This window comes from Candidatus Flexicrinis affinis (genome assembly GCA_016716525.1).
GTDB classification, from domain to species: Bacteria; Chloroflexota; Anaerolineae; order Aggregatilineales; family Phototrophicaceae; genus Flexicrinis; species Flexicrinis affinis.
In genome coordinates, this window is the sequence record JADJWE010000001.1 from 1,583,957 (window position 1) to 1,603,919 (window position 19,963).

27 protein-coding genes are annotated in these 19,963 nt (G+C 65.5%); 2 read left to right on the forward strand and 25 right to left on the reverse strand.

Going from position 1 to position 19,963, the window contains the following annotated elements; all coding sequences use genetic code 11:
- The 23 genes from IPM16_06770 to IPM16_06880 all read right to left on the reverse strand — a co-directional run bounded on the left by IPM16_06770 (position 1) and on the right by IPM16_06880 (position 15,701).
- Complete coding sequence (locus tag IPM16_06770; protein MBK9122810.1) at positions 1–411, reverse strand: hypothetical protein; 411 nt, start codon at positions 409–411, stop codon at positions 1–3.
- Positions 408–785, reverse strand: a complete 378-nt coding sequence (locus tag IPM16_06775) for a hypothetical protein (protein MBK9122811.1) — start codon at positions 783–785, stop codon at positions 408–410. Before IPM16_06775 ends, IPM16_06770 begins: the two co-directional genes overlap by 4 nt.
- Positions 785–1,171, reverse strand: coding sequence for a hypothetical protein (locus tag IPM16_06780; GenBank protein ID MBK9122812.1), 387 nt, complete (start codon positions 1,169–1,171; stop codon positions 785–787). Before IPM16_06780 ends, IPM16_06775 begins: the two co-directional genes overlap by 1 nt.
- 12 nt (positions 1,172–1,183) lie before the next feature.
- A complete protein-coding gene (locus IPM16_06785) occupies positions 1,184–1,423 on the reverse strand; it encodes a hypothetical protein (GenBank protein ID MBK9122813.1) in 240 nt (79 codons plus the stop codon).
- A gap of 27 nt (positions 1,424–1,450) precedes the next feature.
- The gene (locus tag IPM16_06790) at positions 1,451–2,527 is read right to left on the reverse strand and encodes a hypothetical protein (protein ID MBK9122814.1); all 1,077 of its coding nucleotides are present in this window, start codon (positions 2,525–2,527) and stop codon (positions 1,451–1,453) included.
- A 30-nt stretch (positions 2,528–2,557) separates the two neighbouring features.
- Complete coding sequence (locus tag IPM16_06795; GenBank protein MBK9122815.1) at positions 2,558–2,995, reverse strand: DUF2190 family protein; 438 nt, start codon at positions 2,993–2,995, stop codon at positions 2,558–2,560.
- A 24-nt stretch (positions 2,996–3,019) separates the two neighbouring features.
- Positions 3,020–3,574 (reverse strand): hypothetical protein, encoded by a 555-nt coding sequence (locus IPM16_06800; protein ID MBK9122816.1) that lies wholly within the window; start codon positions 3,572–3,574, stop codon positions 3,020–3,022.
- A 141-nt stretch (positions 3,575–3,715) separates the two neighbouring features.
- On the reverse strand, positions 3,716–4,120 hold the full coding sequence (locus IPM16_06805) for a hypothetical protein (protein MBK9122817.1): 405 nt from the start codon (positions 4,118–4,120) through the stop codon (positions 3,716–3,718).
- A gap of 92 nt (positions 4,121–4,212) precedes the next feature.
- Positions 4,213–5,277, reverse strand: a complete 1,065-nt coding sequence (locus IPM16_06810; GenBank protein MBK9122818.1) for a hypothetical protein — start codon at positions 5,275–5,277, stop codon at positions 4,213–4,215.
- Complete coding sequence (locus tag IPM16_06815; GenBank protein MBK9122819.1) at positions 5,261–6,646, reverse strand: phage portal protein; 1,386 nt, start codon at positions 6,644–6,646, stop codon at positions 5,261–5,263. The genes IPM16_06810 and IPM16_06815 overlap by 17 nt, the downstream gene beginning before the upstream one ends.
- 8 nt (positions 6,647–6,654) lie before the next feature.
- A complete protein-coding gene (locus tag IPM16_06820) occupies positions 6,655–6,819 on the reverse strand; it encodes a hypothetical protein (protein ID MBK9122820.1) in 165 nt (54 codons plus the stop codon).
- 11 nt (positions 6,820–6,830) lie between these two features.
- A complete protein-coding gene (locus tag IPM16_06825) occupies positions 6,831–8,171 on the reverse strand; it encodes a hypothetical protein (protein MBK9122821.1) in 1,341 nt (446 codons plus the stop codon).
- Positions 8,172–8,199: 28 nt separating this feature from the next.
- Entirely contained in the window at positions 8,200–8,676 is a 477-nt protein-coding gene (locus tag IPM16_06830; GenBank protein ID MBK9122822.1) for a hypothetical protein, read from the reverse strand.
- A 92-nt stretch (positions 8,677–8,768) separates the two neighbouring features.
- The gene (locus tag IPM16_06835) at positions 8,769–9,176 is read right to left on the reverse strand and encodes a hypothetical protein (GenBank protein ID MBK9122823.1); all 408 of its coding nucleotides are present in this window, start codon (positions 9,174–9,176) and stop codon (positions 8,769–8,771) included.
- Between the two features lie 49 nt (positions 9,177–9,225).
- Positions 9,226–9,420 (reverse strand): hypothetical protein, encoded by a 195-nt coding sequence (locus IPM16_06840; GenBank protein MBK9122824.1) that lies wholly within the window; start codon positions 9,418–9,420, stop codon positions 9,226–9,228.
- Positions 9,417–9,656 (reverse strand): hypothetical protein, encoded by a 240-nt coding sequence (locus tag IPM16_06845; protein ID MBK9122825.1) that lies wholly within the window; start codon positions 9,654–9,656, stop codon positions 9,417–9,419. Before IPM16_06845 ends, IPM16_06840 begins: the two co-directional genes overlap by 4 nt.
- On the reverse strand, positions 9,649–10,182 hold the full coding sequence (locus IPM16_06850) for a hypothetical protein (protein MBK9122826.1): 534 nt from the start codon (positions 10,180–10,182) through the stop codon (positions 9,649–9,651). Before IPM16_06850 ends, IPM16_06845 begins: the two co-directional genes overlap by 8 nt.
- Positions 10,179–12,179 (reverse strand): DUF87 domain-containing protein, encoded by a 2,001-nt coding sequence (locus IPM16_06855; GenBank protein MBK9122827.1) that lies wholly within the window; start codon positions 12,177–12,179, stop codon positions 10,179–10,181. Before IPM16_06855 ends, IPM16_06850 begins: the two co-directional genes overlap by 4 nt.
- The gene (locus tag IPM16_06860; GenBank protein MBK9122828.1) at positions 12,176–12,847 is read right to left on the reverse strand and encodes a hypothetical protein; all 672 of its coding nucleotides are present in this window, start codon (positions 12,845–12,847) and stop codon (positions 12,176–12,178) included. The genes IPM16_06855 and IPM16_06860 overlap by 4 nt, the downstream gene beginning before the upstream one ends.
- On the reverse strand, positions 12,844–13,665 hold the full coding sequence (locus IPM16_06865; GenBank protein MBK9122829.1) for a ParA family protein: 822 nt from the start codon (positions 13,663–13,665) through the stop codon (positions 12,844–12,846). Before IPM16_06865 ends, IPM16_06860 begins: the two co-directional genes overlap by 4 nt.
- Positions 13,662–14,312, reverse strand: a complete 651-nt coding sequence (locus tag IPM16_06870) for a hypothetical protein (protein MBK9122830.1) — start codon at positions 14,310–14,312, stop codon at positions 13,662–13,664. Before IPM16_06870 ends, IPM16_06865 begins: the two co-directional genes overlap by 4 nt.
- A 23-nt stretch (positions 14,313–14,335) precedes the next feature.
- Positions 14,336–14,575, reverse strand: a complete 240-nt coding sequence (locus tag IPM16_06875) for a hypothetical protein (protein ID MBK9122831.1) — start codon at positions 14,573–14,575, stop codon at positions 14,336–14,338.
- A 1-nt stretch (position 14,576) separates the two neighbouring features.
- Complete coding sequence (locus tag IPM16_06880; GenBank protein ID MBK9122832.1) at positions 14,577–15,701, reverse strand: hypothetical protein; 1,125 nt, start codon at positions 15,699–15,701, stop codon at positions 14,577–14,579.
- 239 nt (positions 15,702–15,940) lie between these two features.
- Here IPM16_06880 and IPM16_06885 point away from each other — a divergent pair, with 239 nt between their 5' ends.
- Positions 15,941–16,858, forward strand: a complete 918-nt coding sequence (locus IPM16_06885; protein MBK9122833.1) for a tyrosine-type recombinase/integrase — start codon at positions 15,941–15,943, stop codon at positions 16,856–16,858.
- A gap of 135 nt (positions 16,859–16,993) precedes the next feature.
- A complete protein-coding gene (locus IPM16_06890) occupies positions 16,994–17,305 on the forward strand; it encodes a hypothetical protein (GenBank protein ID MBK9122834.1) in 312 nt (103 codons plus the stop codon).
- A gap of 26 nt (positions 17,306–17,331) precedes the next feature.
- On the opposite strand, the gene IPM16_06895 is transcribed toward IPM16_06890, so the two are convergent.
- On the reverse strand, positions 17,332–18,255 hold the full coding sequence (locus IPM16_06895; GenBank protein MBK9122835.1) for an rRNA adenine N(6)-methyltransferase family protein: 924 nt from the start codon (positions 18,253–18,255) through the stop codon (positions 17,332–17,334).
- A 7-nt stretch (positions 18,256–18,262) separates the two neighbouring features.
- Entirely contained in the window at positions 18,263–19,921 is a 1,659-nt protein-coding gene (locus tag IPM16_06900; GenBank protein ID MBK9122836.1) for an LCP family protein, read from the reverse strand.
- Positions 19,922–19,963: the final 42 nt, after the last annotated feature.

Genomic DNA, 19,963 nt, shown 5'->3' on the forward strand with positions numbered 1-19,963 from the left:
TCAGTCCGCCAGCTGCGACATGATCGCCTGCACGATCCGCGGCGCCTGCCGCTGCGTGCGCTCGGCCGCCGGACCGACGAACGGATGCCCGCCGAACTCCAGCGCCTCGGCGTATTCCGCGCCGATCACCACTCGCCGCCTCATCCGGCCCGCCGGCTCGACCTGCACCGACGCCACCAGGTTGCCCGTGTCCGTGTTCGGTGGCTGGCCCGCGGCCGCCGGGAACACCACGCGCTTCGGCTGATACCGCATCACCGGCCCGCTGCTGGCGCTGCGCCGCTGCACCGAGGTCGTGATTTCGCCGCTCAGGTACTCGGCCACCGCGCTCACGGCGTTTTCCGCCGCGCGGTCCATCTGCGCCATGTGCGCCGGGATGCCGTCGAAGTCGATCCGGATGCGGAAGTCGCTCATGCCGTCGGCTCCTCGATACGGGCCAACCGCGCGCTGCGGAACACGGCATCCGTGTTCGCGTCGTACAGCTGCACCACCGTGTACCGCACGCCGGCGACCGTCACGTCGTCCCCGTCCTGCAGGTCGGCGTCCTGCGCAACCGCCATCCGCCAGAACGTGCGCCCGGCTTCGCGCTCGGCCACCATTCCGCGCGAGTCGCGCTCGCGTTCGGCCATCAGCCGGCACGCCACGCCCTCTGCGATCGTCTGATGCCCGCCGCGCCGGTACCCGTCGTCCGAGCCGGAAAACCGGCGCCGGATCGTACAGGTCTCGTTCAACGCCTTGCGGCTGAACCGCCGGATGCTGGCCAGCGTCTGCGCGTCCACCAACGGCATTACGGCCGTCCTTCCGTGAAGTCCGGTGCGCTGGTCTGCGCGCTGTCGACCCGGTACGTCATCACGTTCGAGCCGCTCAACCCGCCGTCATCGCCCGGCACGTCGAAACCGAATTCCGACTCCAGCCGCGTCAGCACGCGCCGAAAGCTCGCCTCCGCCGTCGATCGCTTCACTTCCAGCCAGTCGGCCTTGAAGTCCGGCCGGCTGAACTGCGTGAGGACGTACTGCACGGCCGCGATCGCCGCGTGCTGTTTGCTGGCGCTGGTGGCGAGCAGCGACGCGATGAGCGCGTCCGACAGGTACGCTTCGTCCGCGACCGTGTCGCCGATCTTGAAGCGCACCCAGTCGAGGTCGTTGCTCAGGTCCTCGCCGAACGAAAAGCTCATCGCGCCGCCGCCCTATTTCTTCGCCTTGGCCTTCGTGTCGGCGCCGCCAGACTGGGGAATTTCCCCAATGTCCTCGACGCCGACGGCCGCGGCGATTCGTAGCACCATGTTCTGCAGGGCGTCGAACGCCTCCGCCAACGTCGCGACCATCGCCTTCACGTCGCTCACGTCGCCGGCGGTGGTTTCCGCCGCCTCTGCCTGTTTCTTCTGCGCTTCCAGTTCCTGGATGCGCACCGCGACTTTGCTTGCCATCGTCAACCTCGCTTCGCTAGCGTACGACTAGAGGTCGTACGCGGCCGGCACGGTGTAGCTGCCGCCGGTGTTCAGCTCGAGCACCACGCCGTTCAGACGGTTGCCTGCGCCGAACCCGTAGCGGGCGCGGTAGTGGCTCATCTGCATCGGGTAGCGGTCGCTCTCGCTGACCAGGTTCAGCCCGGGCGTGATGCCCGTGTCCGCCGGGTCCACGCGCTCGATCAGCGGCTTGGGCTGATCGGCGTCGACGAACACCATGTAGGTCGCCGGGATCCACGGATACACCGACGCCCACACCCCGCTCACGCGCCCCACGCGCCGCCCCGGCGACATCGGCCCCAGCAGCGCCAGGTCCGAGTCGTTGCCGTAGCGCACGCCCATGTCCTCGACGTCGAACCAGTCGGTCAACGCCTGGCTCTTGGACAGCTCCGCGTTGTTGATCAGCGCCACGATGTTCCCGAACCCGGTCGGCATCCCGAAGTGCTCTTCCAGCTCTTCGCGCGCCGCCTTGTACGGGTTGTTCGTGTCGCTCATCGATGCCGTCGCGTAGTTCGTCTCGATGTAGTGCGATTCCGTCGCCTCAGCCGACGACCCCAGCACCGGCGGATACACCACCGAGTCGCCGTTGGCCAGCGGCTGAATCGACAAGCTGCCGTGCTGCTTGTCGAGGAACGTGCGCGCCGTCGAGTCGAACATCGCGCTCAGGATGTCGCGCCGCAGCGTGTTCATGTACTGCACGCGGATCGTCTCGAGATAGTTGTCGAGACTGTTCGGCGTCATGTACGCGAATTCGATGTCGGTCCATGCCAGCTGCGAGCCGCGATCCCACAGGGGGAACGCGACGTCCCATTCGCCGTACGGCTTGACCGCCGCGGCTTCGGTCTGCTGGCTCCGCTCCTGCAGGAAGCCGCCGCCCGGCAGCTTGTACCGGCGCTTGAACTCGCTGGTCCGCTCCTGCACGAAAAACGAACGGAACTGCGCCGCTTCCTCTTCGATCGCGCGCACGTACTCCTGTGCCGCCTCGAAGACCACGCGCTGCCCGACCGTCTGTCCGAACTTGCGGTCGCCGTCCGGCAACCCCAAAAGTCCTGCAATGATTCCCATGTCTCAGTCCTCGTCTCTGGCCGCAGCCGACTACTCGATCGTGTCGACCACGATGCGGAACGTCCACGGGATGTCGACGTACAGCACCTTCGTCAGTGTCGGCACGTCCGTCAGCGGGACCACCATCCCGACCGGAAGCACCGCCGTGCCTGCCGCGTCGGCCAGCTCGCCGACCGTGTCGCTCACGTACGCGAACGAACCGACGTCCCCGGACACCGTGTACCCGTACACGTGCCCTTCCTTCAGGATGCCGACCGCCGCGCCCGCCGCCGCGTCTTCGAGTGCGATCCCGTGAATCTTGGTCGTGCCGGAGCCGTTGGCGTCCGACAGCAGGACCTTTTTCGTGGTCGTATCGAAGTACACCGGCTGACCCGCCTCGATGGCCGCGCCCGCCACGGCGGAGAAGATCACCGCCTTGCTCGGGAAGACCACCGCGATCTGTGCCTTCGTCCTTACGATGTCTGCCATTTGGAACTCTCCGTCCCTTGTGCGCTACCAGCTCTTCTTCGGCAGCGTTACCTTGTTTTTCTGTGTGCCGCGCTCACCCGTGCGGCCCGCGTCCGTGTCCGGCGCGATCCGCGGCGAGAGCGCGTCCGCATTGCTGTCCAGCCACGTCAGCGCCGCCAGCGGATCCATCGTCTCCAGCAGCGTCTTGATGTGGTCCGGCACCCGTTCCAGCCGCGCCGCGAGCATCCCCGCAAACGCTTTTTCGTACTCCGCCGCCCGTTGGGCAGCCGGCTTCAACTTCGCCAGCTCGGCCTGCGAGGTTTCATAGAGCTTCTTGAACTCGCCCTTTTCCTCGTCTGCCTTGCGCTGCGCTTCCGCCTCGGCCTGGGTGCGCTCGTTTGCGGCCTTCTCCAGATCGGCAATGCGCTTTTCCAATGCGTTCTTCGCGTCGTTGACCTTCTTGAAGCGGTCATACGGTACGGCCTGCTCCTCGGGTTTTTGCGTCTCCGCAGACGAGGGTGGAGCGGCATCGGTATGATCCGGCTGCGGCGTTTCACCGCCAGCATCGGGCTTCTGTGGGTCGTTCGCTTCAGGGGGCATACGTTTTTTACGACTCCGAGTCGGTGTGTCCGTCTGCCCAACACGATACAAACCCTGTCAAGCACGCCCCGCCCGACAGCAAAAAGCCCCTGCGTGAGGGGGACACGCAGGGGCGCAATCTGTACGACCAGGACGACGTCGCTAGATCGTCAGCCCGGTCGCGTTTATCGCCAGCTTGATCTTGTTGCCGGTCACGCCGAAGCCGAACAGGGTGACGTAGTCGCCGCTGCCGAGATCCGCGAACGGTGCGATGCCGCCAGCGCCGGTGCTGACGAAGTACGGCGTGCCCTGCACGGTCGTCGCGCCGGCCGTATACGTCCCGTCCGACTGGAACGCCACGACCTGCCCGGCCGCCGCGCTGCTGACGGCCACGCCTGCCGCCTTCGCCGACGCCGCCGCGTCAGCGTCGGCCAGCAGGTACGTGTTTGTGGTGCGATCGAGGTAGATCACCTCGCCGGCGTCGATCGCCTCGCCGGCGATGCCGTGCCCGATCCGTCCGTCGGTGCCGGCGTCCACGTTCGCGGGCGTTACTGTCAAGTCTGTCATGGGGTGTTGTGCTCCTGTCTCCGCTGTCACGCAAACAGTACGAAGCCTGTCAAGCCACGCCGTTTATCCCAACCGGTTTGGGTTATCCGCGCTTACGGTTGCGGGAAGCCGCGCGGATCGCGGATCTCGCCGTACCAGCGCCGGGCCTCCGCATGGAACCGCTGCGCTTCTGCCGGCCCGAGGATCTCCGTCAGGCTCCGTTGGGTCAACATCACGCCGTACAGGTCGTCCCGGTATCGTCCCACCACGTCCCCGAGCTGCACCGCTCCGGCCTGCCACGCCTCCCAATAGCCCGGTCCCAGCACGTGCCGCTGCCATTGTTCGTCCAACCCGCGCAGCCATTCCTCGCCCGTCGGGCCGAATGCCAGACTCCCGCCGATCACGTCCGTCACCGAAATGCAGCGGCACTGTTCGTGCATCTCGACCGGCTCGCCGACGGGGATTTCGGTGCCGTGCAGCGCAACGCACACCGGACAGACCCGGTTGTCGAGCGTCGCCATCCGCCGGGCGCGCCGGATGATGTCGCGATTGGCCGCCTGTGCCGCCGCCGTCGCGTGCTTGTACGTCTGCAGAAACAGCGTCCGCAGCAGGATGTTCGCCTGCGATCGCGGCAGCGCGTCGACGAGCCGCGCCACGTCGGCCGCCGTCCGCAGCGGGTTGCGCCCTGCCGCGAAGTCGCGCAGGATCAGCTGGTTGATAAACGCCGTCGGCGCGCCCGCGAACTGCGCCAGCCGGGCCGCCCATGCCGGCGCGTTCTGAAACGCCACCAGCTGCGCCAGCGCCTCGGCGCTCACCACGTTCCACGCCGTCAGCACGCTCCCGCTGATGCCCAGCGCGGCCGGTAGCGCCGTCTGCAGCGTCTCCGCCGCCGCCAGTGCCGCCGACGACACCGACGCCGATCCGTCAGCGATGCGGTTGGCCGCCACCCGCGCCGCCGCGTCGATCTCCGCCGTCAAGTTGCGCAGGATCGGGTTGTCCGGTTGAAGCGGCAGGTTCAGCCGGCGTAGGCGCTCCACTTCGGCCTCGAATTCCGCCAGCGCCGCGCGAACGCGCGCCGTGTCGAATGCCGACGCTGCCGACCGCACCGTTTGTTTCGCCGCGTCTTCATAGCGGCGGTCGAGCAGCCGCGCCAGCAGCTCGCTAAGACTCTCCGCCACCGTTCGCCCCGTTCTGTGCGTCCGGCGTGCCCGTCGACTGCTGCGGCGCGCTCAATTGCGGAACCGCCGCCGGCCGGCCGCTGAACCCCGGCGCGAGCTGCATCATCTGGTTCAACGACGCTTCGTCGCTCGCCTGCCGCTCCGCCACCAGCTCCTCGATCTTCTGCGCGTCCCAACCCGTCACGCGCGCCGCGTAGACCAGCGCTTCCTTGAGGCCGGCCAGCTTTTCGAGGATCAGCGCTTCGGCCAGTACGTCCGAGTTGCTGCGCAGCTCCGCCGCCCGCCACTGCGTCGTCCACCGGTTCGATTTCGGCGCCGATCGCGGCGAGAACGCGTCATAGACACGTGTCGTCAGCCGCGCCACGTCCTCCCAACAGTTGCCGATCGTCACGTGGAACCGCGCGATCTTGCCGAGCAGCCCCTTCTCCGCCTCCTTGCGTGACTCACCGCTCGCGTCGTCCGACACGCTCAGCGACGACGGCGTGCGCGTCGTCTCGGCCAGCTCGGTCTTCGTGTTGCGGTAGGCGTCCAGCAGCGGCGACACGTCCGCTTGGTCGAACGTGCCGACCTGAATCGCGGCGATGTGCTTGGCCTGCTGCTCCGTCACCGCCGGAATCGCGCCGTTCTCGGCTTTCTTCGGCGCGGCCATCACCATGAACATCCCTGGCGCAATGCCGGCGTCCGGCTGCCAGCCTTTCACCCATCGGATCGGGAAACCGAGCAGTTCGGTCGTCATCGCGATACTGTGCGTCGTCCGGTTGAGCTGATCCTGCTGCGGCACCACGCCGCGCAGTTCGGACAGCCCGAACCCTCCGCGTCCGCGCCGGCGGTTGGCGAAGTGCACGAACGGCACGCCCAACGGCCGGCCGGCCTTGTCGACCCACGGCAGCGGCTTGCCGCCGTCATCGTCGAGAACCCGCAAGCCGCCCTCGTTGGCGCCGCGCACGTAGCGGTAGATCCGGTCCGGCAGGTACAGGTTGACGCGCAGCGTGTCGGCGAATTTCTCCGTCGTCTCCTGCCAGATCTTGATCGCCGCCGCCAGTTCGCTCGTGCTGCGCCCCTTCGGAAACCCGATCACGCCTTCGATGCCGTCGTAGGCCAGTTCCTGCACCCACGAAATGCGCGCGTTCTCGTTGTCCCACACCACCGCGACGTACGTGTCGCCGTCGCACAGCGCCGACTCGTGTACGTTCATCTGGAAGCCATCGAGCCGGTTGTCCTCGGCGATCTCGCGCAGCCACGCCGTCGCCGCCGCCGTCGCGCCCTCGATGCCGGTCACGGTCAGCCGGTCGGTCATCGACGAGATGACCAGTTCGCAGTGGTTTGCGCCCAGTTCGCGGCCCTCGGGAATACGCAGCTGCTGACGCATTTCCTCCGTCATATTCGCGTCGAAGTCGCCGTCCGGTACCGTCGGTACAGCGCGACGGACCGCGCGCGAATGGCGCTGTCGACCGACCACGCGTCGCCGGCGATGCCCTTCGGCAGCAGCTTGCGAATCGTGTCGATGATGGCGTCGCCGGTGGTCATCGGTTCGCTGGCCATGTCTCACCCTTTCATGAAATCTTCCGGCGCCGCATGCGCCCGTCCGTGCTGAACGACCCGCCACGGTCGCGCTGGTCGCGCCCGTCCGTGCTGAACGATCCGCCCGAATTGAACAATCCGCCGCCCGACACGCCCATACAGAGATAGCGTAACGAATCGACCGCATGATCGTTCACCTTGCGCGGCTGATCGCGCAGCCCGTCGCGGTTCGTCATCCACTGATACTGCCCGAACTCGGCGATCAGGTTCGCCGCCGATCCGGTGACGATCAGCCCCGGCTCGTCGACCCCTCGGCCGTAGTCGCGCCGCACCAGTCGCCGCCGCACTTCCTGCAGCCCGGGCAAAACGCGATTGTCCGCCGGCTGCGCCGGCAGTCCGGCCTCGGCCATCTTGTTGATGTTGTCCGGGTCGGCCGGGTCGCAGTAGAACGTCTCAACACGGAATTGGTCGCGCAATTCCACGCCGATCCTCACCCACTCTTCGATCCGCTGCTGCCGCTGATATTCCTCATGCAGCACCCACAGCCTATCATCGGCGTCAACGCCCGCCACCAGCATCACGCCGGGGTTGGCAAATCCCCAGTCGACGCCGGCGACGATCTGCTTGAACTTCGACAGACCTACGCTCTCGCGGAAGACGTGCGTGTGTTCGCCAAACTCGGGATAGATCAAGCCTTCGAAGGCGACGAACTCGCCTTCCAGCTCCTGCCGCAGGAAGTCGCCGGTGTATTCGTGCTGCAGCGACTCGACGAAGCCGCCGTCGAGGTGATAGTTCTCCGCCGTTCGGCCGCGTATCAGCCGATAATCCTTATCCGGCTCCGCCACCCACAGCTGATAAATCCAGTCGCGCCCCTTGGGCGTCGTCGCGATGAACGCGTAGCCGGCGATCCCGTTCTCGCGCAGGCGCCCGATCATGATGCGGAAGACCATCCGCGTGTACAACGCCGCTTCGTCGCCGGCCCACCAGCTGATGTTCGGCCCGCGCAGCTTTTCCGGGTTCGACGCCGACCGGAACAGGATCGTCGAGCCGTTGTGCAGCACCGCCTTCATCTCGGCTTTGTTGAAGTCGGCCACAAGCGGCTCGAAGAGGCTCATGAACGTCGTCAACGTCGCGTCCCGCAGCATCGGGAACGTCGGCGCCGTGATCACGCCGGTATTCGGCGTCGGAATGTGACGTTTGCCGACGATTCCATACGCCGCCAGCGCCGCCCGCACGCACAGCGCGTACGACTTCCCCCAGCCGATGCCGGTGACGACGGCGAGAAACCGCTCGCTGGCGGTGACGAATTGCAGCTGCTTGTGGTGCAGCGTGATCGGTATTCGGAGGTCGGGTTGAACGTTGCGCAGCGCCATACCGTTACAGTACGTGCGCTGTCCAGCCTCAGCCGGCGGCCAGCATCGCCAACGGCCGCATAACCGGACGTTCCACGCGCGGCCGTGCTGTCGGGGCCCGCCGTTTGCGAGGTCGCTTGCGCCAGTCCTGCCCGTCGCCCACCGGTGGCGGAAGCGACGGCTGCCTCGTGCGCGGCGTTGCCGCAAGCGCCGGGTTGGCCAGCTCCTCGAGCATCCAGAACGCCGGCATCGATTCGCGTAATCGCGCCCGCGCCACCTCGCGCAGCATCGCCGCGCCGGTCTCAGCGTCAGGCGCGTTCTCCAGCATGTTCGAGATCGCCAACGACTCCGCCGAGCTGCGACAGTCATCGTCGTCGACGAATACCGCCGCGCTCAACGGTGGGCGTGCCGCCGCGTCCTGCCGCTTCCGTTGGCGATCCTCGGCCGCCTCGCGCAGAATCTTGGCGAAGATCCCGCCGTCATAGGCGGCCTGCGTGGCCGGGTCGAGACTGGACCGTGGTGTCATTGCACTCCGCGTCGAAATGGTCGAAAATAGGTTTTCGGTCGCCCGCCGACCCGCGCAAACGTTGCCGGCGGGCGTCACTCCGGCCCAGCGGACTAATCCTCCGCTGAGTCGTCCGGCTCGGTCGAGGCGTCGTCTTCGGCCGAGCCTTCTTGAATCTCGAACAGCACGTTTAGCGGTTTCCCGCCGCTCGTCACGTCCACGTTCGTCGGCGCCGGCCCGTCCAGGTGCGCCAGTACGATCCGGCTCAGGCTGATGTACTCCTGCCCTGTCAACCCGATCCGCACCGGTTTTTCATACTGTTCGGTGGACGTCGGAAACTCGATGTAACCGCGCGTTAGTCCGCTGATCACCGCCTCGGCGAAGGCCTGTTTGCCCGTCCGTCCGTCGGCGCCTTTGCGCTTCAGCAGCTGCTCGAGCTGGTTGGCCAGCGCCCGGGCCTTGGGTGGCCGGCCGCGCGGGTTTCCGCTCTGCCCCGGTTTGAACTGTCCTGCGTTCGCCATCCTCAGTAGCTCCTGTTCTCGGCCTGTATTTCAGGCTCGCTCGCTGTCCTCACCACCACCACTCGTACCCCTCCCCGTCGCACCACTCGCACGGCATGAACGACTCCCAATGGTCGCGCCCGGTCCCGTTGCACTTCGGGCATGTGCGGTCCGGTTCGTCGTACATCGCGTCCAAGTCGGCCTCGTCAAGTTCGTACGCCTCAATTTCTTCCGGTGTCGGGTGTTGTTCGTTCTGCTGGCTCATAGCTCACCCCCGCACACGGGGCAGTAGTATTCGCCGGCGTAATCGAAGAATCCGCATTCCGGGCAGCGTTCCGATCCGGCCCCTCCGTAGTCACCCGTCAGCGGTTCGTCGTCGTTCGGATCGCTGGACCGGTGCATCATCTCGCTGTACTCGGCCTCGGCCACGTCCTCCGCTGTCAACGGCGCGTCGAGTTGGTCGTCTGCCCACACCTCGGACTGTTCGATGATGTCACTCATGGATCGCCTCTTTTCTGTCCTTCCACATCACCCGGCCGCTCTCCCACGAAAACAATTTGTCGGGATTCGCTGCCTCGACCATCTTGGCGATGTCCCGTTCCAGCATGTTGAACGGCTGTTCTGCAAGATACTCGATGGCAAACGACCGGTCCGTGCGATTGCCAGACGCCCCGATGCACGTCACTGACACGTCTCCGCCACTGGCCGGCCGGTACCAGAACATCGCGATGCCCGTACGCTGCAGCCACTTCGTCAGGTCGTCGAATCGGTCCTGCGCGCGTTCTTCAGGCGTACGAAAATGCGCGTCCGGATACCGCTCGCGGATGTCGTCGACCGCGTCCGTGAGCGCCGCCAACTGCGCACTCAGTTTGTCGCAGATCGCCGCCAACCGGCGCTTGTCACTCACCAACGAGTCCACGATCGTCAACAGCGTCACGACCTGGTCCATCCGCAGCGGCGGCGAGTACATCAGTGCGCGCGGATCGCGTTGAACCGCGCGCCTCATGTCCGTCAGGATGTCACTCATATCAACCTCCGTGTCAATTCGTCAGGATCGAGATCGGGAAACTGGAACTTGAACAGCACCGGCGCGTTCCAGCTGTACACCGGGTTCGTGCGCGGACCCGTCCGCTGGGCGATTCCAAGCCGAACCAGCGTCAGCGGCGGGTTATTGACGAACGTCGTGCGCGACACGCCGAGGTACTGCACCGCCTGCGCCGTGCTCAGCCGTTCATGCCGCGCCAACAGGGCCACGAAGTCGCGCTTCCAGCTGCGCCGGCTGCCCACGCCCGTGCCCGTCCAGGCCCGCAGTTTGCGCACGAGCTGGTCGAACTTCTCGCGCTGCCGCCGGATCGCGCTCTGGCGCGCCGCCTCCTGCCGTTCCTCGATTCGCTGGTCGAGTTCGTCGACGAGCGGCAGCTCGCCGCGTTCGCGCAGGGCCGCCGTCAAATTCGCCATGCGCTCGGCCATGCTCGCGCCGTTCGGATAGTCCGCGTTGACATACTTTTCGACATAATCCGGGGCCTTTTCGGCATCCGCCTTCGCCTGCGCGTCCGCCGCTTTCGCCGGCGATATGTCCGCGTCGTACAGGACGATACTGGTCCCGTGCAGTACATGGCCGTTCGACACGGCCGCATGTGCCGCCGGGTCGAACGTATGCCCGTTGAGCCAGGCCCGCAGCTTGGCGATTTCGACGTCCTTCGCGCGGATCTCCGACTCGAGCGCCGCAATCCGCGCCTTCAGGGCCGTCAGTTCGTTGTCCGGCGCGGTGTCGGACTGGGGAATTTCCCCACTTGGCGCGCCCAGCAATGCCGCAAACGCCTCCAACGTCGCCGCATCGACCTGCTGCGCGGTCTGCTCGCGGCTCCGCAGCCGGTCGACACCCGGCGTATACCCGGCGTGCGTCGTCTCCGCCGCCGTCACTTTCACCCGCGTCACGCCGCGATCGTTGACGACCAGCGCCTCGCCCCGCCCCATTTCGAACGCCGCCGCTTTGACCTCGGCCGGCGTCATCCACGCTGACGGGATGTTCGCGATGTACGTCTGTGCGTCCGTGTCGTACCGCACGAAGTGGAACACCTTGACCACCGCCTGCGTCAGCACGTCTTTGTCGACTCGGGCTGCCCGCTGGCTGGCCAGGATGATCCCCAGCCCGCGTTTGCGCCCGCGCGTCGCGATCTCGGTGATGATGTCCGTCGCGTCCGTCGGCGCCGACTGCGGCACGTACAGCTGCGCCTCTTCCAGTACGACGTGATACGGCCGGCGCAGCTCCTCGGCCACGTCGAGCAGCCGGTTCAGGAACGCCGCCACGATCGCGATCCGTTCGCTGGCGCTCCGCCATCCGCTCAGGTCGACGATCACCGGCTGCTGCTGCCTCAGCGACGCGTCCGCGATCCGGTCCGCCGTCTCGGCCGTGATCGGCAGGTCGACCGTCTGGCCAGGCGTCTTGCCGAAGATCAGCACGTGGTGCGCTTCGCGCAGCGTGTGGTACTCGCCCTCGATGTCAAACACGCACATCGGCAGGCCCGCGCCCAGCATCTGCTCGACGATCCGCCGGACCGTCATGCTCTTGCCGCTGCCGGTCGTCCCCAGCACCGCCAGCGTCTGCCCGATGATCGACTCCATCGGCAGCTGCAGGCCTGGCGCCAGGTCGATCGCGCTCTCAATCGTCAGTTCTCGCTGCATGTCCGTCTCCTTGTGCGACGTGTCGCGTTCAGCGTCCAAGCGATCAGGTTTTGCCGCCGGCGTGATGCGGTTCCAGTCGACGACCAAGCCGCGTCCGCGATCCAGCCGCGCATACCCGCCATCCAGCAGAAACCGGCGTGCGCGCCGCCCGATCTGCGCCTGCCCGTACACGTCCAGGCCGGCATCCGCCTTTCTGCACAGCACGTGAACGTCCGGCCCACCGGCGAGGCTCTTCGACCGGACCCGTACCAGCGTGTCCGGCGCATCGCGGAAGGCCTCTGCCCCCACGAACGACCAGCCGTCGCGCGCATCAAATGCGAGATACACCGCGTCGGTCATTTCGGCCCGCTTTCGAGCCGCGCCTTGACCGCGCGCAGCCACTCTTCGACCTGCTCCACGATCGTGGCCAGCTCGCTCGCCGGCGCCGAGTTCAACACCCGGTCGAGCCGGTTGTACGTCGGCTGCCACGTCTTCACGTACCACGATTTGGCGGCCTTGTCCCCGCGCAGCTGGTCGCGCATCTCGCCAATCGACCAGTTCGCGGCGACCGCGCGCGCCAGCCACAGCCGCTGCATTTGCGGATCCATCGCCGCTATTAGCTTGTGGTGGTTGAAACTCAAAGCATCGGTACGTACCGATAATTTGACGCTGCGCGCGACATACGCGAAGTCGCGCAGCGTCGCCACTTCGAAGCCCAGCCCGACGGCGGCGCCCATGTACGTGTCGCGGTAGCGTATTTCGCCCTGGTTCAGCCAGTCGCCGATCGCCCACTGCAGGCCGGCCTCCACTTCGCGCAGAAACTGCCCGAACGCCGCCCATTCCTCGAAGTTCTGCGCGAACCCCTCGAGGCCGATCCGCGTAACCCGCATCTTCGGCGCCGGTTCCAGCGCCCGTCCGCCCGCGGACGGGTATGCCACAGCCGCCGCCTCGTCGAGCGACACGTGCGGAAGCTGCCGGATCGCACCCGGTCCGCCCTTGCGCCGTACCGGATTGCCGCTGTCGTTCATCGCGTTCCCTCCCCGGCCGGCGTCCGCCGCTTCGTCCGCAGCTGAACCTCGTCGACGACTTCCCACGCCTCGTCTGCCGCCTCCGTGTCCGGCGCGAATGCGAAAATCGATTTGCCGTTGCGCGCAGCCTCCGCCCATACGATCCGCTCTCGCACCGGCGGCAGCACCGCGTCATGCCCGAAGTGGTGCCGGGCGTCGACCAGGTTGTCCTCGTGTTCGATCACGCGCCGCATCCGGCACGGCTGAATGCCCACCAGCTGCGCCGGCGGCAGGCCGTACTTCTCGCGGAAGATGTCGAACTCCCGCACGCGCGCCACCGTCGCCGCCAGTCCGCTCAACGACAGCGACTCTGCCAGCGTTACGAAGACGAAGTGGCTCGTCGCCGCGTAGATCAGCGGATGCAGCAGGCTCGGCGTCGGCGACGTGTCGATCAGCACGTAGTCGTACTCGTGCCGGATCTCTTCGAGCCGCCGCAGCACCGCGAACACCTCGCCGATCGCGCCGGCGACGTTGCGCGTTTCGTGGTTGCTCGCGATGATCCGCAGGCAGGCGCGCAGGTCGTGCGGGTGTTCGCCCGGAATGATCCACTGGCCCATCGGCACGTCGTCGACCACCTCGGCCCAGTCGCCGCTGCGCACCAGCCAGTCGTAGAACGCCGGCCGCTGTTCCATCCCGAACATCGCCGCAATGTGCCCCTGCGCGTCGGCATCGATGATCAGCACCCGCGCCCCGCGCTGCGCCAGGCCGGCGCCGACCGTCACGCACGTCGTCGTCTTGCCGACCCCGCCCTTTTCGTTCAGAAATGTGATCGACTTCATAACAGCCTCGGCTGTTCCATCGCCTGTTCGTCGAGCGGCGCAAAGTCGTACGCTACGTCGCGCGCAAACAGCTTCTGCCGCGTGTACGCCGCCACGCTGCGATCCTTCGGCGCGATCGGATCCACGCCCAGCAGGTCGAACATGAACGTCTCGGCCCGAACGGCCAGCTTGCGCTTGCCCGGGCTGTCCCATCCGTCCGGATCGCCGAATGCGTTCACCGTTCGCACCCAGCGGTCGGCATGCCACAGGTACCCGCCAATCGCCCGGATCGAACTGCGTTGCATGCGGCCCATCACGTACTGGTTGGCGTCTCCCGGCCCCGTCCGAAGCCACGTCTGGAACCCAACGTTCACCCAGTCGGCCATGAACAGCTCGATGCGCAGGCCCTGGAACAGCAGTCCACGGTATTTGTCGCCCCATCGCGTTGTGCGACGGTCGCCGTAGAGCGCCTTTTCGATCTCGCCATCCAGCACCATCCGGTCCAGCCGCTGGTACAGGCCCGCCGTCGGGATGATCACGATTTCGGCGTCCTTCACCACCGGCTTGCTTCGCCGGATCGACCCGGCCACCAGCCACCACTGGCAGTCGCCGGCGATCAGATCTGTGAATGCGTCGACGATGTCGCTGGCCACATGCAACTCAGGCATGATCGTTCTCCTTTACCTTCGCGTCATTCATCGAGCGGAAGCCTCATGCTCGCGGCGACGTAACTCGCCACGGTGTCCGCCCGCCCCAGCCGGTTGATGATCGCCCAGTGCAGCAGCAGCGGCGGATGACCGGCCACCTTGAAGCTGCACAGCGAACTCTCCCGGTGCACCGCCGCCTCGACCATCACGCCTCCGTACGTGCGTTCCACCGCCGCCGCAATCAATGTCGTAGCCCAAGCCGCGTTTTCGCTCGTGATCTCCATGTCATGCCTCCCGAACACGGTAGAACGCCGGTGTCGGCGCAACGTCGGGCGACTCGAACAACACGCGCACCGGCCTGCCGCACGCGTCGCTCAAGACGCGCGCCACGTTTCGATACAGCCGGTGCTGCAGCATCTCGCGCGCCGCCGGCGATCCGACGTTCACGACGAATTCGTCGCCCTCCGTACGGTGCAGCCGCGCCCCCTCCAGCCACGGACTGCCCGGCATCTGCAACCGCAGCTGGTGCAGCGCGGTATTCCATGCGTCGATGTCGCGCGCCGACGCGGCCGGCGGGGGTGTCGGACCCGCGCGCATCGGGGCAGGCGGCGTCCATGAAGCGGCAGGGGCAGCCGCGCCGGTCTCGCGCAAATCGGTTGTCGCGGGTTTCGGCGCCGGCACCTCCACCGCCGGTATCAGCGCCAGCTGCCGCCCGAAATCTCCGCTGTTCGCCTCGGTCTCAAGAGCGACCGCCACGTAGCTCCAGGTCCGCCCGCCAGCGCGTCGGCACCGCGCAAGTACCGTTCGGACAATCGAATCGGTCAGACGCGCCGCCGCCGCCAACAGCCGATCGCGAATCGCTTCGAACTTCCCACCGAACACCAGACGAAACCGGCTGAAGAGTTCCAAAACTCCCTTTTCTCTCTCTCTTTGAATCAGGTGTACGTTTCGTGCATCCCCGTCCACGTCGCTTCCCGTACCGGCTTGTTCGTCACGTACAGACGGGTGTTCGTTCCGTACAGGGGGGTGTTCGTTTCGTACACCCCCGTCTGGCCCTTCGTCGTCCGGAGCGCACAACTGCAAGGCTGTCTCGAAAGCGGGCCAGAACACCGGATCGTCGATCCGCCAGCTGCTGATGCCGTCGTTCGTGTTTCGCACGCCGGCAGCAGCGAGCAGCCCGATCGCGTTACGAACACGCGTCCGGCCAAATCCGTACTGCCGCTGCCAGTCTTCATTGGAGATGTGCACCTCGCTTTGCCGTCGCTCGTCCATCACGTCGATGATGTGCCGCAGTACGATGCCCGCCACCGGGTTGCGGCCCGCCATCTGGTGCGACACCAGCGTCCAGCTGCAGCGTGCCGCGTGGATCCGCTGCTCGACCCGGAACCGAATTGATGAAATGCTCGACACGCTCTACTCTCCTTTGATTGCGCCGGAAGTCGATCGGTGTTACACTTCCGACATCTCCTTTTTTGCTTTGCAGACCGCCCGGGCGCCCTCGGGCGGTTTGCATTTCCCCACACAAAACAAACGCGCGTGGGGAATTCGTCACGATTGCGCCTTATGCGAAAAGGCGTTTTCGCTTGCAATTCCACACGCGCGCGCTATAGTGCGAAGTAGCTAACCAGTTGTTACGAAGTCACCGCACCATGAAACTGAAGAACGCAGTCGACCTCTTCCTTCTTAGTTACCAGAACCCGGACACCCGCAAGTCCCATCGCATCGTGCTGAGCCACATGCTCAAACATCTCGACGGATACCTTGAGGTCGACAGACTTCGCCCCGCCGATCTGGTCGAGTACGCCGCCGTGCTGGACACATGCGACACGTGGTCGCCGGCGACTCGGCGCAAGTACCAGAAAAACGTGAAGACGTTCTTCAATTGGCTTGTCAAAATCGAGGAGATCGACCGGTCCCCGGCCCGCAACGTCATCCGCGCAAAGTCGCTGCCGGCCTACATCAGCCGCGATAAGGCCATCTCGGACGACGAGCTGGAGACGATGCTCACGTGGTCGCAGTTTCACCCGCGCCATGATGCGCTATTCAAGCTGCTGCGTGATTCAGGATGTCGCATCGGGGGCGCGGCTGGTTTACGCGTCGACGATATCGACTTCGAGCGTAATGTGGCATTTGTCACCGAGAAAGGTGACAAATCGCGCTTGATCGCGTTCGGTGTCGAGTGCGCCAACGCCATTCGCGTCTGGCTGCTGCAGCGCCGCGCCGGCGCCGGACCGGTTGTCTTCAGCATCACCGGCAGGCCGATCAAGGCGGCCAGCCTCGCCCAGCTCGTCAGCGCAGCCGCCAAGAAACTCGGATTGCGCGCTTTAGGGCCGCATCACTTCCGGCACCGCAAGGGCCACCAGCTTGCAGATGCGAAGGTCGCGCCGTCGATCGCAGCGACCGCCCTCGGCCACAGCGGCCCGGACATCACACTCAAGCACTACTACCCGGCGGACTGGGAGACGGCCGAGCAGCATTTGCGTGCGCTCACGCAGGCCGACGAAGCACGTCAGCCCAAGCAGGTGCTCAAGCTGCCCATCGACAACCGCAGAAAGGCGGGGGGTTAGGAGTTCCGCCAGTATCGCGGAATTCGCATATGGGCCAAGAGGCCCTCGGTTCGAATCCGAGTACCCCGACAGAGAAGCATCCGCGGCCGAAGGCAAACCCTTCGGCCGCGTTGATTCCTGCGGAGGCGTGACGTCTTGGACTTCCTCCTGAGTCAGTTCTTGGGCTGCTTGCTCGGCATCGGCTTGATGCTATTTGCCTCGTGGGCATGTCGCAATACGGAACGACAGTATCGGAAGAGCGTCGCAACCGGCGTAATGGATCGGCGCAGACGGACGTATTGGCATGGACGGTATATCGAGACGGACGACCAGCGAGTACTTAGATTCTGGGCATGGTTGGCTCGCTACTGGCAGATTGCCGATAACATCTGCCTTGCTGTGGCGTTCCTGCTCATTGCCGCCGCCGCGTACTGGCTGATCCTTCTGATGGCTGCACACCTCGTGTAGTCGCTCGAATTACTTTGCGGGCACACTCACTGGGGTCGCCGTGTATCTCGCGTCTTCCGCCGGTGGCCGCTGCGTTCGTTGATCTGCTCGCGCCGCGCCTGCTCCTCGCGCAGCGCATCTGCCGCTCCGTGAACAAGTACGGCCCGCTTCCTGTCGGCGTCCAACGCACGAAACGCGGCCGAAATCGACTCGGCGGACTGCGCCTTGATACCTCGTCCAACTACCAGGCCGGATTCTTCGGCAAGCCGGCCAATGTCACGCGCGGACAGAATCCGCTTCCAGATGCCCTCACCTACCCGATCCTTCGACACGGCAGCGAGGAAATCGCGGTAGGCGTCGTAACGCTGAACGTCGATTAGCGACGACGCGCGTCGTTCAAACGCGAACAGCGCCGTATTGACCGCAGGGCGCGGGGCAAAGTCGGACCGATCGAACCCGTACACTGGCGCAATGCTGTACCACGGTGCAATCGCCAGCGACTTGAGCGTCGGCCCGCTGCTCCCATCCGGTAGCGTAGATTCGATCGCCGCCCGTTCGAGTATCAGATGCGCGCGGCGTGGCCAGTGCCGCGGCTGAAACAACTTGTCCAGCACGGCAGACGTGATCGCGAACGGCACATTGGCGAACGCGACGTAGTCCTCCGGCAGCCATGCGAGGTCGACGGTCAGAAAATCGGTCTCTACCACTACAACGTGTGCTTGCTGCGAAAACGTGCCGCGCAGGAATGCCGCCAGCTTCGGATCAAGTTCGATGGCGATCACCCTTCCGGACCCGCCTACCGCATCACGCAGCGCGAACGTGATGATCCCGCGCCCCGCTCCGATCTCGAGCACCGTGTCACCGGGTGCGACATGCGCAAGTTTGACAATGTGCTCTACCAGATCGCGCTTGTGCAAGAAGTTCTGCGAGTCTCGCAGCTTCTCGAGCCGCCTTGCATGATCTTCGGACACCGTCGACTTACTCCGGATCCAGCACCGCGCCGCCGCACGGGTTGAAATCTGCGCCGACGATGACCTCGTAATCCACTGACCGATTGGGGTCGGGCTGCACGACAACGGCACCGACATTCAGATTGAGTGCGCGCATGATCTGCTGCGCCGCGCCGCCGCGTTCACTGCCAACATAGTCGATCAGAACCGTGCGTGCCGGATCGCGATCGCCGGTCGTGCCGGCAGCCACCGCTGACAGCGTCACCTCGCCGAGGCGCGCCGCGCCAACTTTGTCCCAGTCCGGGTTGTCGGTCGCATTCAACACACGGATCGTCGCCTGACGCAGCGCCACCTGATTGCCGGTCGGTGGGGTGTAGAAGTCAGTCATCAGGTCGAACACCGGACCGGGCTGCGGCAGTTGTACAAACTGGCCGTCAGGTGGCTGCCACGGCAGCGTGTGATACGTCCGAATCAGCCGGAACGTCTCGATGCTGTCCGGGTCTAGCTGCAGCGCCGTCGGGATCAAGCCCAGCACGTCCTCGACCCGGAGATCGGTCTCGACGCTGGCAAGTCCGTCGCCGATCAGGCCCGGAAGCCTCCCGACGTCGGTCAACAGGCCTTGATCGCGCGCGGCACGGAACGCCGCACGAATGATCGCTTGTTGGCGCCGTCCACGGTCGAAGTCGTCGCTGTTACCGCGCGACCGGGCGTACCACAACGCTTCCTGCCCGCTCATGTGGTAGTAGCCGATCGGCAGCGTGTATTGCAGCGCCTCGGGGTCGGTGAGCAGCGCGTCCGCCGGCACTTGCGCCCCATAGATCTGATAGTCCTGAATGGCGCAGTCCACGGCGATGTCTACCCCGCCGATCGAGTCGATCAGCGCCGCAAAGTTCGACAGATCGACCATCGCGAAGTAGTGAACGTTGATCCCGAGGTTATACAGGATCACCTGCCGCATGTAGAAGAACGGTCCGCCGTCCCAACCCAGCGCACTGCCGACGCCGTAGGCCACGTTGAGTCGGTTCATCCCGACTTGCGGCATGTAGACGTACAGATCGCGCGGCAAGCTCAGCATGGACACCGTGTTTGTATCGCGGTTGATCGACACGACGATCATCGTGTCGGTGCGTGCCAAGTTGTCGCCTGTCACCTCGTTGTCCTGCCCCATGAGCAGAATATTGAACAGATTCTGGCCGCGTCGGTCTATCAATGGAAACGCGGTCGGGATGGCTGTTGGCGCGTTTTGGACATCCTGCGGTTCCGGCGCGAAGAGAATTGTCGGCAGCGGCGCGAACGTCGCCGTAGGTCCAGCCTGAGGGGCCTCGGTCGGTGCCAGCGTGACGACGGGCTCAACGACCGTTTCCGGTGTATTGGTGGCAAACATCGCCGGTGCTTCACCACGCGGGGTATTGGTGGCGAACAGCTGAGCGACATCGGGCAATGCGCCCATCACGATCGCCACACCGCCGAATCGGTCGAAACCCGTGTCCGCAGGTGCAATCGCGGTCGCGGTTGCGGCTATCGGCGTGCCGAGTGCGGCGTATGTAGGCGCGCCCTGTTGATATGCGCTGCGCTCACCTGCCTGATCGATGAGCGTGCGCACAATCGCTACGACGGCAAACATGAGCAGGATCGCGGCCGCAAGCGGCAGACCAAAGCGGTAGGCCGCGCGTAGAAGTCGACGCATGGGACCTCGTTACAGTCGAATGTGCATGCGCATCACTATAGT